The organism is Anatilimnocola aquadivae, from assembly GCF_049819085.1.
Classification (GTDB): domain Bacteria; phylum Planctomycetota; class Planctomycetia; order Pirellulales; family Pirellulaceae; genus Anatilimnocola.
Genome location: NZ_CP187419.1, coordinates 3,537,079 through 3,551,922 on the forward strand (window position 1 = coordinate 3,537,079; position 14,844 = coordinate 3,551,922).

At 57.7% G+C, this 14,844-nt stretch carries 16 protein-coding genes; 12 read left to right on the forward strand and 4 right to left on the reverse strand.

Annotated features, from left to right (window positions below):
• Positions 1 to 8: 8 nt before the first annotated feature.
• A complete protein-coding gene (locus tag NA78x_RS14345) occupies positions 9 to 359 on the forward strand; it encodes a hypothetical protein (RefSeq protein WP_425619133.1) in 351 nt (116 codons plus the stop codon).
• 29 nt (positions 360 to 388) lie between these two features.
• Here NA78x_RS14345 and NA78x_RS14350 read toward each other — a convergent pair whose 3' ends face one another.
• The 4 genes from NA78x_RS14350 to NA78x_RS14365 form a co-directional block, all read right to left on the reverse strand.
• The gene (locus tag NA78x_RS14350; RefSeq protein WP_425619134.1) at positions 389 to 2,719 is read right to left on the reverse strand and encodes a heavy metal translocating P-type ATPase; all 2,331 of its coding nucleotides are present in this window, start codon (positions 2,717 to 2,719) and stop codon (positions 389 to 391) included.
• 39 nt (positions 2,720 to 2,758) lie between these two features.
• Positions 2,759 to 3,166: a heavy metal-responsive transcriptional regulator gene (locus NA78x_RS14355; RefSeq protein ID WP_425619135.1), complete on the reverse strand. Its 408-nt coding sequence runs from the start codon at positions 3,164 to 3,166 to the stop codon at positions 2,759 to 2,761.
• A 40-nt stretch (positions 3,167 to 3,206) separates the two neighbouring features.
• A complete protein-coding gene (locus NA78x_RS14360) occupies positions 3,207 to 3,500 on the reverse strand; it encodes a hypothetical protein (protein ID WP_425619136.1) in 294 nt (97 codons plus the stop codon).
• A gap of 154 nt (positions 3,501 to 3,654) precedes the next feature.
• The gene (locus tag NA78x_RS14365) at positions 3,655 to 3,852 is read right to left on the reverse strand and encodes a hypothetical protein (protein ID WP_425619137.1); all 198 of its coding nucleotides are present in this window, start codon (positions 3,850 to 3,852) and stop codon (positions 3,655 to 3,657) included.
• Between the two features lie 206 nt (positions 3,853 to 4,058).
• Between NA78x_RS14365 and NA78x_RS14370 the strand changes: the two genes are divergently transcribed.
• From NA78x_RS14370 to NA78x_RS14420, 11 genes are all read left to right on the forward strand, one after another.
• On the forward strand, positions 4,059 to 4,556 hold the full coding sequence (locus NA78x_RS14370) for a hypothetical protein (RefSeq protein WP_425619138.1): 498 nt from the start codon (positions 4,059 to 4,061) through the stop codon (positions 4,554 to 4,556).
• An 84-nt stretch (positions 4,557 to 4,640) separates the two neighbouring features.
• A complete protein-coding gene (locus NA78x_RS14375) occupies positions 4,641 to 5,024 on the forward strand; it encodes a hypothetical protein (protein ID WP_425619139.1) in 384 nt (127 codons plus the stop codon).
• 144 nt (positions 5,025 to 5,168) lie between these two features.
• Positions 5,169 to 6,338, forward strand: coding sequence for an ABC transporter permease (locus NA78x_RS14380; protein WP_425619140.1), 1,170 nt, complete (start codon positions 5,169 to 5,171; stop codon positions 6,336 to 6,338).
• Positions 6,339 to 6,369: 31 nt separating this feature from the next.
• A complete protein-coding gene (locus NA78x_RS14385; protein ID WP_425619141.1) occupies positions 6,370 to 6,876 on the forward strand; it encodes a hypothetical protein in 507 nt (168 codons plus the stop codon).
• Positions 6,877 to 6,891: 15 nt separating this feature from the next.
• Complete coding sequence (locus NA78x_RS14390; protein WP_425619142.1) at positions 6,892 to 8,511, forward strand: efflux RND transporter periplasmic adaptor subunit; 1,620 nt, start codon at positions 6,892 to 6,894, stop codon at positions 8,509 to 8,511.
• Between the two features lie 11 nt (positions 8,512 to 8,522).
• Complete coding sequence (locus NA78x_RS14395) at positions 8,523 to 9,245, forward strand: ABC transporter ATP-binding protein (protein WP_425619143.1); 723 nt, start codon at positions 8,523 to 8,525, stop codon at positions 9,243 to 9,245.
• A gap of 60 nt (positions 9,246 to 9,305) precedes the next feature.
• Complete coding sequence (locus NA78x_RS14400) at positions 9,306 to 10,391, forward strand: ABC transporter permease (RefSeq protein WP_425619144.1); 1,086 nt, start codon at positions 9,306 to 9,308, stop codon at positions 10,389 to 10,391.
• Between the two features lie 34 nt (positions 10,392 to 10,425).
• Entirely contained in the window at positions 10,426 to 11,895 is a 1,470-nt protein-coding gene (locus NA78x_RS14405) for a TolC family protein (RefSeq protein ID WP_425619145.1), read from the forward strand.
• A 117-nt stretch (positions 11,896 to 12,012) separates the two neighbouring features.
• On the forward strand, positions 12,013 to 12,366 hold the full coding sequence (locus tag NA78x_RS14410) for a hypothetical protein (protein WP_425619146.1): 354 nt from the start codon (positions 12,013 to 12,015) through the stop codon (positions 12,364 to 12,366).
• A 63-nt stretch (positions 12,367 to 12,429) separates the two neighbouring features.
• Positions 12,430 to 12,594, forward strand: a complete 165-nt coding sequence (locus NA78x_RS14415) for a hypothetical protein (RefSeq protein WP_425619147.1) — start codon at positions 12,430 to 12,432, stop codon at positions 12,592 to 12,594.
• A 15-nt stretch (positions 12,595 to 12,609) separates the two neighbouring features.
• On the forward strand, positions 12,610 to 14,814 hold the full coding sequence (locus NA78x_RS14420; protein WP_425619148.1) for a heavy metal translocating P-type ATPase: 2,205 nt from the start codon (positions 12,610 to 12,612) through the stop codon (positions 14,812 to 14,814).
• The last annotated feature ends 30 nt before the right edge of the window (positions 14,815 to 14,844 follow it).

Sequence of the window (14,844 nt, forward strand, 5' to 3'; positions counted from 1 at the left end):
GGTTGACCATGACCAAGTACGTCACGATTTCACTGTCCCTGGTGCTCGCCGTCGCTGTCATTTCCGGGTGCGGTAGCAATCCTCCTCCTGCCGCAAATCCCGCTGCCAATTCAACCACTGGCGAAGGCAGCTCCGACATGGAAAAGATGAAGGCGGAGCTGGCCAAACTCTCCCCTGAGGATGCGGCGTCAGCGGAGAAACAGCACGTTTGTCTGGTCACGGACAAGATGCTTGGAACGATGGGTCCGCCGCTGAAGGTCGATGTCGACGGCAAACCAATTTGGATCTGCTGCGAAGGCTGCCGCGACGAACTCCTCGGCAACAAAGAGACCTACCTCGCCAAGTTGAAGAAGGAATAGTGCCGATGGGCGCGTGTTAGGGCTCCGTCCTAGAGCTTTGTCCCCCGCAACCGGAGCGAGTTCGCAATCACACTGACCGAACTCAAGCTCATGGCAGCACTCGCCAGCATTGGCGTAACCAGGCCGAAGGCAGCCAAGGGAACGCTCAGAGCATTATAAACGAATGCCAAAAACAGGTTCTGACGGATACCTGCGGAAATCGCCCGGCTGAGTCGCTTGGCACGCACAATTCCGCGCAGGTCACCCTTCACGAGTGTTACAGCTGCGCTTTCCATGGCGACATCCGTTCCGGTTCCCATCGCAATCCCTACGTCTGCCTGGGCCAGCGCTGGAGCATCATTGATCCCATCGCCGGCCATCGCTACTTGGCGACCTTCACGTTGTAGCCGAGCGACAACCTCCCCCTTCTGCTCCGGCAACACTTCCGCGATGACTTCGTCGATCCCCAACTTCCGTGCGACCGCTTCGGCCGTCGCACGGCTATCGCCAGTCAGCATGATGATGCGAAATCCCTCGGCATGCAGTTGCTGCAGTGCTTCCAGCGACGTGGCTTTGATTGGATCAGCAACGCCGATCAATCCCGCTACTTTCCCATCAACGGCAACGATCATCACCGTCTGTCCTTCAGAGCGCAATTGTTGAAGACGATCTTCAATTTCAATAATCTCCGCCCCCTCCTCCTTCATCATCGCTGCATTGCCAATTGCGACCCTCGAACCTGCGCTCAGGCCTCGGACGCCTTTGCCTGTCACTGATTGAAAATCCTGTAGCTTCTCTGGGTCGACGTTTTGGTCCTTGGCTCCCTGCACAATTGCCGTCGCGAGTGGATGCTCACTAGCGACTTCCAATCCAGCAGCGATTGCCATAAGTCGGTTCGAGCTAAATGTCCCGATCGGTTCAACAGTGACCAGTTTCGGCTTACCCTCCGTAAGCGTTCCCGTCTTGTCGACGACAAGCGTGTCCGCGTTCTTCAGAGTTTCCAGTGCTTCGGCATTGCGAAAGAGGACACCAGCCTGAGCAGCGCGGCCGGTGCCAACCATGATTGCCATCGGCGTGGCCAATCCGAGCGCACAGGGGCAAGCAATAATCAGGACCGCAACCGCGTTGACCAGCCCATGTGCCAACCGTGGTTCAGCGCCCCAAATGGCCCATCCCGCGAATGTGATCACCGCTGCGGTCAAGACCGCAGGTACGAAGATCATCGCGACTTTGTTGACCAGCTTTTCAATGGGGGCTCGGCTCCGCTGGGCGTCACCGACCATGCGCACGATCTGAGCCAGGAGGGTATCACCACCGACGCGCTCGGCCTTCATTAGCAGACCGCCAGTACCGTTCACGGTGCCTCCGACAACCTTGCTTTCGGATGATTTCTCGACCGGAATCGGCTCACCGGTCACCATCGACTCATCGACATTGCTTCGGCCTTCGAGAACAATGCCGTCGACCGGAACCTTTTCGCCGGGCCGTATCCGCAGGTGGTCTCCAACATGCACGTGACCTAGTGGAATGTCCTCCTCCAAACCATTCGCACGCACGACACGCGCAGTCTTCGGTGCCAGACCAAGCAACGCGCGAATCGCTGCGCCGGTCTGCGATCGAGCCCGAAGTTCGAGCACTTGCCCGAGCAAAACCAGCACCACGATGACCGCTGCGCTATCGAAGTACGGCTCTATAGTTCCAGCTGGGTTACGGAATCCGGCCGGGAATATATTCGGAACAACGGTGGCAGCCAAGCTATAGAGGTAGGCTGCTCCCACTCCGATTGCAATTAGCGTGAACATGTTGGGACTGCGATGCACCAGTGACATCCATGCTCGCTCAAAGAATGGCCAGCCGCACCAAAGCACCACGGGTGTCGCTAGCGCCAGCTGGATCCAATTCAGCATGAGCATGTGTTCATGCAGCAGACGCATCAGCGCAGCCGACGGAATGATTCCCGCCATAGCGATGACAAAAATCGGCAACGTCAGCACGGCGCCAACCCAGAAGCGACGCTGCATTGAAATGAGTTCGGGATCTGGTCCCTCCTCCGCCGTTGGCTGCATGGGTTCGAGTGCCATGCCGCATTTCGGACAGGTGCCCGGTCCGTCCTGCACGACTTCCGGGTGCATGGGGCATGTGTATTTGACACCGGTCGGCGGCGCGGAAGGCTGTATCTGCGCAGGCACTTCGCGGAGAAAATTGCCAGGATCCGCCTTGAACTTCGCCAAGCAGTGGGTGCTGCAGAAGTGATATGTCTTATCGTTATGGACGTGAGAGCCGGCGGCCTCAGCTGGATCCACGGTCATGCCGCAAACAGGGTCTTTCTCGCCATGCTTTTCGTCTTGCGTGCTGCCTATCTGATGTTGTTTGTGAGACACTTAGATTTTCCTTTCGCGTGAAGTTTTCAGAGGCGCAAATTAGTGACAGGCCGGTTCGATTGCCGCCAGGATCGGGCAACCTTCTAGCTTGCCCTTGCCGTCGCACGCCGCAATCAGCGGGAGCAGGGCCTTCTTCATGCGTTTGAGTTCACTGATTCGCAAGTCAATGTCGGCGACCTTGGCTTCCGCACGTTGCCGAACTTGAGCGCGCGTGGAAGCAGGATCGAGTTTTAATCCAAGCAACTCCTTGATCTCACGTAAGGTGAAACCGAGCCGCTGCGCTTGTTTGATGAATCGAAGTCTAGCGACAGCGTCTAAGTCGAACTGCCGATAACCCGACGCCCGACGCACGGGCTCTTCCAGCAGGCCTTCTCGCTCGTAGAACCTGACTGTTTCAACGCCAATCCCAGCTTCGCGGGCCACTTGGCCAATGGTCATAGTCTGCATGATGCTTGTCCTCCCAAAGCATCTTACAGCCTGTACCTTACTACAGAGTCAAGGGATTCTTCTGGCGGGTCGGTCGTTCCCCGTAGCAATCCATGACACAAATGATAACCAGTTTGCAAGCATCTACGATCAGGAGGTCGCTGCTGGCGTGCCAATCGGCATCGGGCGAAGCACGGCGGACTTCTTTAAGGCTCAAATCGCTATTCGGAAAAGTCGATACAGATGATAAAGGAGCGGGCGGCGTGCCTGCCTTCCCTCTTTCGAAATGGAGTTCGCTTGTGAATCGGCTTAGCGGAAGATGGCTGAGAGGCTTTGTCTGGATGGTGGCGATCATGCTACCGGTCCAGCCGCTGGCTGCTAGCCATTGTTCCTGCTGTCATTCGGCTGATTCCACAGAGGTCGCTGGCAAGGATTCCAAGGCCAAGCAACTTAGCTGTCGGTCGGGACAATGCGGTTGCTCGTCGAAGCACAAAACACCAGACCAGGGATCACAGACCAAAGTTCCATTCGCTCCCTGCGAATGCCCGGCAAATTGCCCTTGCCACCTGCAACATGCGCCCAAGTTGGCGGTAAAGACGCAGGAAGTAGAAGTTGAGAAGTGCGATGCTGTCGTCTTCTTGGCGTTGCCCATTCAGCACCCTGCTGCCGCGCATGAGAATCGGCAAACGCTCTTCAGCATCGAGCACGGCGTTATCTTGAGCGAAACCTCGCTCGAACTCTGCGTGGCACTCTGCCGCTTCACAATTTAGCGAACAGGCTGCGCCACTTTTCTTGCTGGCGCCTGTCCGGTATTCAACTGGACCCCGTTTCATCCATCGCGCCAACGGCGTCCGCCGACTGCGCTCATCTTTCTGCCTTTCGCCAATTAAATCGCCTACTTAGGACTGCGCCCATGTTGCGTCATATCTGCGTTGCCGTCGTTTTATTGGTATCTGCCATCGCCATCGCCGGATGTGCGAAATCAGATTCGACTTCAGCCGCCGTTGATCCGCGCTATTTGTTGCCATCGGAGCCGGCCACGTCAATGGGCGTCGTTGATTTCAAAGAACAGGCTAAGGCGGGCGAGACTGTTTCAGTCATCGGCCGCGTGGGTGGCGGCATAAAGCCCTGGATCGAAGGCCGGGCGGCGTTCTTGCTGGTCGATACCGGAGCCCCGCTGCCGAATCCAGACGCCAAATGTGGCCCTGAGTGTGCTCATTGCGCCCAGGAACTGGCATCCGCCACGACGGTCGTCAAGTTTGTGGACGAACAGGGAAAAACCATCGCCATTGACTCCCGTCAGTTGCTCGGCCTGAAGGAAGAGGAAACGGTGGTGGTCAAAGGCGTCGCGAAGCGAGACGAAGAGGGAAATGTCGCGCTGATGGCGAGCGGCATCTTCATCAAGCGCTGAGCCATTACACGCCGCCGGCCGAGCGGAATTGCATTTTTTCAGTTTGAGAGATAGGATTGTGAAGAGTTACTTACTGAGGACCTCATGTTTCGCTTGCTGCTTCTCATCACGATGATCTACCAAGTGCTGGGCTGTCCATACGCTTGTATGGCCGGTCCGCCAAGCACTGCGGACGGTTCAAGCGCGGTGGGATGTCGCTGTTGCCAACACGAACGCTGTTCCGAAGAAGGCCTGCCTGCCAAGGATCAGGACCAATCGGATACCGCGTGCTTCTGCAACAGCCCGGTTATTTCCGCAGCCGCGATTCAGGTTGATCAGGACATTTTCTCTTCGCAGATCTGGACGATCGTCGAGTTGCCACCACAACGGGGTGTTGTGTGTGCATCGACCGTTTTGGATGAGCATTGGTCGCCCGGCAATGTGTCGGGAAGGGACCTGCGCTTAGCCGTCCAATCTCTCTTGCTGTAAGCACATCTGCGCTGCTGGCTAAACTCCCGCCGCTTGCTCGGCGTGGTTGTCTGTCGTTTAGCTGTCGTGATCGTGGTGAATGCCAGTCTTCGTTGGGTTTGCCTCCTGTTTCCAATTTGCGTTTAAGCGCCAACGGACTATCTCATGTTTCGGCTCCGCCTATTGCCGTGGGAATACGGCGTTCGCAACCTGCTGCGACGCCCTGCCCGAAGTGCGCTCACTCTGGGCGCGCTATCGACGGTGGTGCTGCTTGTGTTTGTGGTCGTGGCCTTTATCCGCGGCCTCGAAAGCTCGCTGGCCGTTTCCGGGCAACCGAACGTCGTCCTGGTCTATTCGATCAACGCTGCCGAGGACATTGAGAACTCGGCGATACCAGCCCGGTCGGCATCCCTCCTCTCGGCGAGCTTGGAGGGGGTGGAGAAACAGTTCGGCGTCGCGCGGATTTCTCCCGAGCTTTATGTGGGTACTCGGATCTCGCTCAGAAAAGATGACCCGCCGATGTTCGGCATCGTCCGCGGCGTATCGCACGCAGCGCCCCTGGTCAGACGGCAAGTGCAAGTGACCGAAGGACATTGGCCAGGCCCGGGCGAAGTCATCGTCGGCAAGCTCGTAGCAGCCAAGCTGAGTTGCCAGCCGGCAGATCTAGAAATCGGCAAGACGATCCGCTTCGATGGCCAGGAATGGAAGATCGCGGGCCACTTTGCCGCGAATGGAGCGGCGTTTGAATCGGAAATATGGGTGCCGCTGACTGACTTCCAAAACGCTCTCAAGCGGCAGGACCTGAGCTTGGTTGCCATTGGTCTCGGCGATGGCGCGGCACCCGCCGACGTCGAACTGTTTTGCAAAGAGCGTTATGACCTGGAGCTACAAGCAATCGGCGAGGTCAAATACTACGCCTCGCTACAAAAGCATTACCAGCCGGTGCGAATGCTCGGCTGGCTGGTGGTGCTGCTAGTCGCGGGAGCTGGCGTGTTCGCGGGGCTTAATACGATGTACGGCGCTGTGATGGGCAGGGTCCGAGAACTGGCGACGCTGCAGGCAGTTGGTTATCGCCGCCGTGCCATTGTCATCAGCTTGATTCAAGAAGCGGTGTTGCTTTCGACAACCGCGTCGCTCGTAGCCGCAGTCATCGCCATCTTCGTGATCAACGGCACTGCCGTTCGGTTCACGATGGGGGCATTTGCGCTGCGGGTTGATAGTGTGGCGATTTTGGTGGGATGTGGCACGGGACTGCTCCTGGGTGTGTTTGGAGCAATTCCGCCGGCCTGGAAGGCCATGCAACATTCGGTCGTGGATGGACTCAAAGCGGTTTAGTTTCAACAGGTTCATTTTTCGGAGTTCAGACATGCGAATGATTTTGGCTCTCAGTGTTCTTGGAGTTTGTGCATTATCCGTGGGTTGTGGTCCAACGGCCGCGCCGCCCAGCGGACCATCGGCAGAAGGCAAGGCCTTCCTCCTTTCGGCTGAGCCGATGGGGGCGAAGGGCGTCAAGCAATTAAAAGTTGACGCGAAGGATGGCGACGAGATCATCGCTGAAGGTCGCATCGGTGGTGATGCGAAACCTTGGATCGAGGGACAAGCCGCGTTCCTCGTCGTTGACAAATCACTCTCGCCGTGTGCTGATGCTGAGGGATGTCCGACTCCTTGGGATTATTGCTGCAGCACCAATGAGTTACCGGAGTGCAAAGCACTCGTGAAGTTTGTTGATGCAAGCGGGAAGCCTATAAGCACTGATGCTCGCAAATTGCTCGGAGTGAAGGAACTGCAAACCGTGGTCGTCCGCGGCACTGCCAAACGCGACGAAGCGGGAAACCTGACAGTCCTTGCCAAGGGCGTGTTTGTTCGTAAGTAAGTGAAGGACGAGCCGATGAATACCCCAGTAGACCTGCGCCAACTCGCCGTGGATCGGTCAGCAAGTGTAGCTGCCACGGCGCCGAAGCGCCGCAATCTTGTCACGCGGTATGGTTTGCCACTCGGCATTCTGGTTGCCTTCGCGGGGGTTATCGGCTGGTCTTTGCAAGACAGCTTGTTGCCGGCGAAGCCGGTGACCGTCACGCCAGTAGTGCTCACCCGCGCGGAAGTCCAACAATCCGGAACGCCGCTGTTTCAAGCTGCGGGGTGGATCGAGCCGCGGCCCACGGCCACGGTTGTCTCGGCTCAAGTGGAAGGTATCGTCGAGAGCCTCCTGGTAGTTGAAGGCCAGGAGGTCAAGCTGGGCCAGCCGCTGGCAAAACTGGTCGACGCCGACGCTCGCCTGGCACTTTTAGACGCAAAGGCGGCACTTCGACTACGCGACGCTGAGCTCGCATTGGCGCAGGCCACGCATCAAGCAGCGGAAAAGAGCTTGGCACATCCCGTTCATTTGCGTGCCGCAGTGGCGGAGGCCGAAGCGGCACTCGCGAAAGTTGCCACGGATTCTCAGAGCATCCCGTTACTTTTGAACAGTGCGCGAGCACGGTTGCAACTTGCTCAGCACGATCTCGACGGCAAGAAAAAGGTAGGTGATGCGATTCCCCTGCGCTCCGTGCAGCGTGCTCAAAGTGAATTTGACTCAGCAACCGCAACGGTCCATGAACTGGAGCAACGTGCGAAAAGTCTGGATTCCGAGGCCCGTTCTACGAAGGAACGCGTCGAGGCATTGCGCTCGCAGCTTGAGATGAAGACGGAAGAGAATCGTCGCTTCAAGGAAGCAGTAGCGAATTGCAGCATCGCAGAAGCTCGTGTTGAGCAGGCCAGGCTGGCTGTCGAGACGGCCGAGCTTCGCCTGACGCGAATGGTAGTCGTCGCACCTAGCGACGGACGCGTCCTGGCACTGCATGCTCAGCCAGGCCGGCGTTTGATGGGACTGGCGCCGGCATCAGAACGAGACTCCAGTGCCGTCATTAGTTTGTACGACCCTAAGAACCTGCAAGTGCGGGCCGATGTCCGTTTGGAGGATGTTCCCAACACCCAGCTTGGGCAGCCCGTGCAGATTTCTACGGCGGCGCTAGCAACGCCGCTTACTGGCACTGTCGTCGCGGTTACCTCGCAAGCGGACATCCAGAAGAACACTCTGCAGGTGAAAGTGGCGATTCACGATCCGCCTACCGTCATCAAACCCGAAATGCTCGTTCAAGTCACCTTTCTCGCACCCGAGCAGCCAGGCAATCAGAACCTTGCCGATCAAGATTTGATTCGGCACCTGATACCCAAGGAACTCGTGAAGACGACCGCGGAAGGAACATCGGTCTGGGTCGCCAATTTGCAAACGTCGCGCTCGCGGCTGCAACCAATTCAACTGGGTAGGGCCAGCACCGAGCGCCTCGTGGAAGTTATCCAAGGCCTGACCGCGACTGACAAGCTCATCGTCTCCGGGCGCGATGAGTTGTCACCGGGCAAACGAATCCGGGTCGTTGGCGAAGACCGCAACCTAAATGGCGCTGGGAATCAAACCTCGTTGAGCAGCGCCGCGCCTCAAGTGGCAGCCGAAGCAAAGATTCAGAAGTAAGGGACCGAAATATGTCACTCGTAGAAATCACCAAGTTGACGAAGCAATTTCGCAAAGGGGATGAAGTCATCACCCCCTTGAGCGAAGTCAACCTCACCGTCGAGCAGGGCGAGTTCGTCAGCTTGATGGGCGCCAGTGGCTCAGGCAAATCCACATTGCTCAATGCCATCGCCGGCATTGATCGTCCCACTTCGGGCCAGATCGTTATCAAGGGAACCGACATCACGAAGTTGTCTCGCGCAACTCTAGCTGATTGGCGGGCCGCGAACATTGGTTACATCTTCCAAATGCACAATCTGATTTCGGTGCTTTCGGCTTATGAGAACATCGAGTTGCCCTTGCTCCTGCTGCCGATGTCGGCGGCCGAACGGCACAAGAGAGTGATGATCGCCCTCGAAGCGGTGCATCTGGTTGATCGGAAAGATCATTACCCGCGTCAATTGTCCGGCGGACAAGAGCAACGCGTGGGCATTGCTCGTGCGATTGTCGCCAATCCCACGATCATCGTCGCGGATGAACCGACCGGCGATCTCGACGCTGAGACGACGGATCAGATTCTGGATTTGATCCAGCGTCTGAACACTGAATTGGGCATGACCATGATCGTCGTGACGCACGACCCGCGTGTGGGGGCATTGGCCAAACGGCAAATCAAACTCGAAAAGGGAAAGCTCATTGAGAAGGGGCATGAAGTCGCTCTCGTCGGCGGGCATCCCTATGAACGGAGCGCGTAACCTATGTTCAAATTCACCCCTTACGTTTTCAAAAGCCTTTGGCGACACCGCGGACGAACCATGCTGACCGTCACTGGCTCGGCGGTGGCTTTGTTCGTCTTCTGCTTCGTTGGAGCGGTTCAGCAGGGCTTGGCGCGGCTTACGAGCAGCAAAGAAGCGGAGCGGACCTTGGTCGTGTTTCAAGAGAACCGCTTTTGCCCGGCGAGTAGCAAACTGCCGGAAGACTATGCTCGCACTGTCTCCAAGATGCCCGGCGTGAAAGATGTCGTTCCAATCAAGGTTTTCACCAACAACTGCCGGGCCAGCCTCGACGTCGTGGTATTCAATGGTCTGCCTCCCGAGAAACTGCGAACCGCGCGGAAGCTGGAACTCCTCTCGGGCAATTGGGGTGAGTTTGATTCGCGCACGGACGCCGCTGTGGTTGGTCAGTCGATCGCCGCGCGACGGAATTTAAAGCCAGGTCAGAAGTTTACAATCGGCGATGTCACGGTTTCGATCGTGGGCACGTTCCGCTCGACGGTCGCTGCCGAGGACAACTTCATCTACACGCATCTCGACTTTCTGCAGCGTTCCCGCGGCAAGTCGTCCGTAGGTACGGTTACTCAGCTTGAAGTGCAGCTCGCGGAAGGTGCTCAACCTGACGATCTGAGCCGCGCTATCGACGCTGGGTTCCGCAGTGGACCGGTTGCGACGACAACCCGGTCCAAGGGTGTCTTTCAGCGGGATACGCTCGCTGACCTGGCGGAACTCATCGGCTTCGCACATTACTTGGGCTATGCCTGCGTCGGCTTGGTGCTGGCACTTGTGGCGACAACGACTGTGATGGCGGTGCAAGATCGCATCAAAGAGCATGCGGTGTTGCAGACGCTCGGTCTGCGGCCAGGTCGCATCTTCCGCCTCGTATTAGCCGAAAGCGTTTTGCAAAGTATCGCCGGTGGGGTGCTCGGTATTGGGATCGGCACCTTGCTGCTCTTTCTCGGCGGCTTCGCGATCGGCGCAGAAGGTGTCACGATTGCGTTTCAACCCTCGCTGGAAGTTGCCACGCTCGGTTTAGTTGTCTCGGTGGTTGTTGGTTTGCTCGCCGGGATCATTCCCGGCTGGCAAGCGGCTGGAACGGAAATTGTCAAAGCACTGCGTCAGATCTAATTTGGTTCGCGTCTGTGAAGCAAGGAGGCTTCTGATGAGTCACCGCAAACTCCGCGTCGCCCTGTGTGGGGCACTGCCGGTTCTCGCATGGATTGGTGGGAACGCATGGGGGCAGACGCCACCGCCGAAACCGCAGCCCGCGCCGACGCCACAGTCCCGTGCAGCGACGCCTTTCCAGTTTTCGGGAATTCGTCATCAGCCCGCTCCTGTAAATTACGTTACTCCGGTTGCAGCACAGCAACCGCTGCCGCCACCGGCCGCCCTGCCCGCACCCCTGCTAAAAAGTGAACCCGTCCCCGTTCCAGTCGGGATGCCGCCGCAACCGATTCAAGAGCTCACGATCGAAATATTGGAATCCATCGCTCAGATGGAAAATCCCTCCATCGGCCGCGCCGCTTCGCTGGTCGAAGCCGCCAAGGGCAACTGGGTTCAGGTGGGCTTGGCTCCCAATCCCACTACCGGATACGAAGGGCAGCAGCTCGGTAGTGGTGGCCGAGCTGAGCAGCATGGTGTGTTCGTCGAGCAGGAGCTGGTCCGCGGCGGTAAGTTGCGAATCAACCGGGAAGTCGCTGCCCATGAAATTGGCCGTGCGAGCCAAGAACTAGCTGCCCAGCGGCAACGTGTTACGACTGACGTGCGGATCGCGTTCTATCAAGCGCTAGTCGCTCAGCGGCAGGAACAGCTCACAAATCACTTGTCCACGAATGCCGCGCAGAATCTGAAGGCGTCTCAATCGCTGTTCGATCAAAAGGAAGTCGGCAAGCTCGATGTGCTGCAAGCACAGCTTGAATCTCGTAACATGCAGATTCTCATCGTGAACGCTCGCAACCGACGCGCGGCCTCTTGGCAGCAGCTGGCGACGCTGGTTGGCCGGCCTCATTGGTCGATGCAGATCCTGGCCGGGGATCTCGATCAAGTGCCGCAGCACACCTGGCAGCAAGCACTGCACACGCTGCTAGGAACCAGTCCTGAAATCGCGATCGCCATGACGAACATCGAGCGTGCCCGCTGGCAAGCGGAACGTGCGCGTGTCGAGAAGACGCCCAACATTACCGTTCGCGGATTGGTGAACGTAGTTGATAACGGTATCGACGGTGACCCGGACGGCTCCATTATGGTTGGTATGCCGTTGCCCATTTGGAACCGCAACCAGGGGGCCCTCGTTCAGGCTCAGCATCAGGCCGCTGCCGCCGAACGGGCGCTCGAACAACTGGAATTAAACCTGCAAAACCGGTTGGCCCCAGTTTATGAGCGATACTCGAACGCTCTGAACCAGGTTAAAGAGTACCGCGAGAACATTCTTCCCGTCGCGCAAGAGACACTCGACCTGAGCCGCAGGCTCTATGAGGCCGGTGAAGGCGGCTTTATCAACCTGCTTACCGCTCAGCGGACGTTCACACAAACGAATCTCGCCTACCTGGAGGCGTTGCGTGAGCTGCGCACTGCGGCAGCTGAAATCGAAGGCTTGCTACTGTCCAATAGTTTGCAGGCTGGAGGTCAGTGAACCATTTGTCTCTGGGACGCGTATCCCACGTTTGAAATACTCCACAGGCTCGGATGTCTGACGGATCAACTTCTCAAGCGATCGCTTGCGAAGCAGTAAATTTTAAGGAGATTCGAAATGATGACTTTCGCAACACGCCGAGTGTTTATTGCCGCTATCGCCGCAGTGACTATTGCGATCACTGGACTTGCCAATGCTCAGCAGCCCGTTCACGAGCACAAGCATGATCACACGTCGGTGCTGACGGTACGGGCGATGCAGGATGCCCGCTATGTTTCACAGGAGCTTCTGAAAGTACCAGGCGTAGGTCGCGTGGTTCCGAATTATAAAGCCCAAACTTTGACAATCGTTCCGGTTAACAATGCCTTCCCGTCGCCCCGCATGATTTGGGACGCTGCCGAGCGGGCGAAGATTCAGCCCGCACGCTTGGCGACGGCGCATGGCAACTTCAATGCGCGCCCGTTGCGTTAGTAAGTGTATAGACTCGAAGTCTGGTCGCAAGTTTCTGGAAAAAAGGTCAAGGAAGGGTTTTCGATGGCACGGGCTTTGAAGTTGCTATTTACGGCCGCTGTTCTGATCATCACTTTCGCCGTAGGCGGATGCGCTACCGACTCCGGCACGCTGACCTGGAATCCGTTCCGCAGCAGTGGCGGCGGTGGTGGTGGCCACAGCTCCTGCGGGCCAGGTTGCAACCATTAACAGGTTCGATCGGAAATGAATCGCTACTTCAAAATCCACGGGATGGACTGCGCCGACGAAGTCGCAGTCCTGAAGAGCGAACTCGGTCCACTGGTTGGCAACGAGACGCTGCTGTCCTTCGATGTTTTGAATGGTCGAATGGGTGTCTCGGCTACTGAGTCTGACTTGGCTTCGGCTAAGATCATTGCCGCGGTCGGTCGCACCGGAATGACCGCGGAGCCGTGGCGAGAAGGAGGCGCAAAGGAAGTTTCAGTAAGGTGGTGGGAACACTATGGCCGGACGGTACTCACAGTCGCCTCGGGCGTGCTCAATCTGTGTGGTCTTTTGGTGCATGTGGTTGCCGCCGGCAGTCTGGTCCAAGCGCTGGGTCTCACGGAGAATCCCTTCGCCATAGAAACGCCCCTCCTCTCCAAAGTGCTCTTCAGCCTGAGCGTTATTGCCGGCGTGTGGTATTTTCTTCCGAAGGCCTGGCCTTCACTTCGGCGATTACGCCCAGATATGAACCTCCTGATGACCGTGGCTGTCATCGGAGCAATTGCGATCGGCGAATGGTCGGAGGCGGCGACTGTCGCGTTCTTGTTTTCGGTTTCGCTCGCGCTCGAATCTTGGAGCATTGGCCGAGCCCGCCGGGCCATTGCCGCTCTGATGGGACTAACTCCGCCCACGGTGCGAATCATCGGCAAGGACGGTAACGAACAAGAGGTCTCGCCTGAAGGGGTCGAGGTAGGCACGACTGTCTTGGTTCGGCCAGGAGAGCGAATTGCACTCGACGGGCTTGTTGCGCGCGGCAACAGCGACGTGAATCAAGCCTCAATTACGGGCGAGAGCATGCCCGTTGCCAAGGCACCAGGCAGCGAAGTGTACGCTGGTACGATCAACGGCAACGGAGCAATGCAAGTAACTTCAACCAAGCTCGCGCAGGACACGACGCTCGCCAAGATCATTCGCATGGTCGGTGACGCGCAGTCGCAGCGGGCACCGTCTGAACAATGGGTGGAGACGTTCGCCCGTTACTACACCCCGGCTGTGATGATTGCTGCGGCCCTAGTTCTCGTGGTGCCCCCGTTGTTGCTGGGAGGGCAATGGTCAGCTTGGATCTACAACTCGCTGGTGTTGCTAGTGATCGCCTGCCCATGCGCGCTTGTGATCTCGACTCCGGTGAGTATCGTCGCCGCCATCGCCGCAGCAGCGCGGCAAGGAGTGCTCATAAAAGGGGGGCTGTACGTTGAAGTGCCTGGCCGCATCAAGGTGATCGCCCTCGATAAGACCGGAACGCTGACCGCAGGCAAGCCCGCGGTTGTCGAAGTCATTCCCTTGAATGGTCATTCTGAGAAGGAACTGCTGGAACGTGCGGCCGCCATGGAGTTCCATAGCGACCACCCCCTGGCGCTCGCCATTTTGCGCTACGCCGAGGAGAAGGGTGTCAAGGTTGAGGCCGCCGATGAGTTTCAGATCCTGCAAGGAAAGGGAGCATCCGCGAAGTTAGATGGCCGGCTGTTTTGGCTGGGGAGTCACCGCTACCTCGAAGAACGAGGGCAAGAGACACCGGAGATTCATCAACAGTTAGAAACAATGTCCAGTGCCGGCAGGTCCGTGGTTGTGGTGGGCAACGACGTCCACGTCTGCGGCTTGATCGCCTTGGCCGATCAACTTCGCCCCGAGACAAAACAGGTGATCGCGGATCTGCACGCAGTCGGTATCCAGCATCTAATCATGCTGACCGGCGACAATAAAGCGACGGCAACAGCAATCGCCCAGGCCACCGGCATCGACGAATTTCGCGCGGAGCTGCTGCCCGAGGACAAGGTCAAAGCGATCGAGGAACTGCAGGCGAAGTACGGTCAAGTCGCGATGATCGGCGATGGTGTCAACGATGCCCCCGCCCTCGGTCGGGCATCGCTCGGGATTGCGATGGGCGCCGTCGGGAGTGATGCAGCCATCGAAACCGCCGACATCGCGTTATTGAGCGACGATCTATCGAAAGTCGCGTGGCTCATTCGCCATTCGAGACAAACCTTGCAGGTGATTCACCAAAACATCTTCGCGTCTTTAGCCGTTAAAGTGCTATTCGTAGTGCTGACTCTGGCAGGTTTCGCTTCCCTTTGGATCGCCATTGCGGCCGATGCCGGTGTTTCATTGTTGGTAGTGGTGAATGGACTACGTTTGCTTGGGAGTCGTGCTGATCAGATTTCCCTAGCGCCACGTCGAAACTCAAAGTGACTTTTGGCGTGACGATGTTACCCCTAGCGT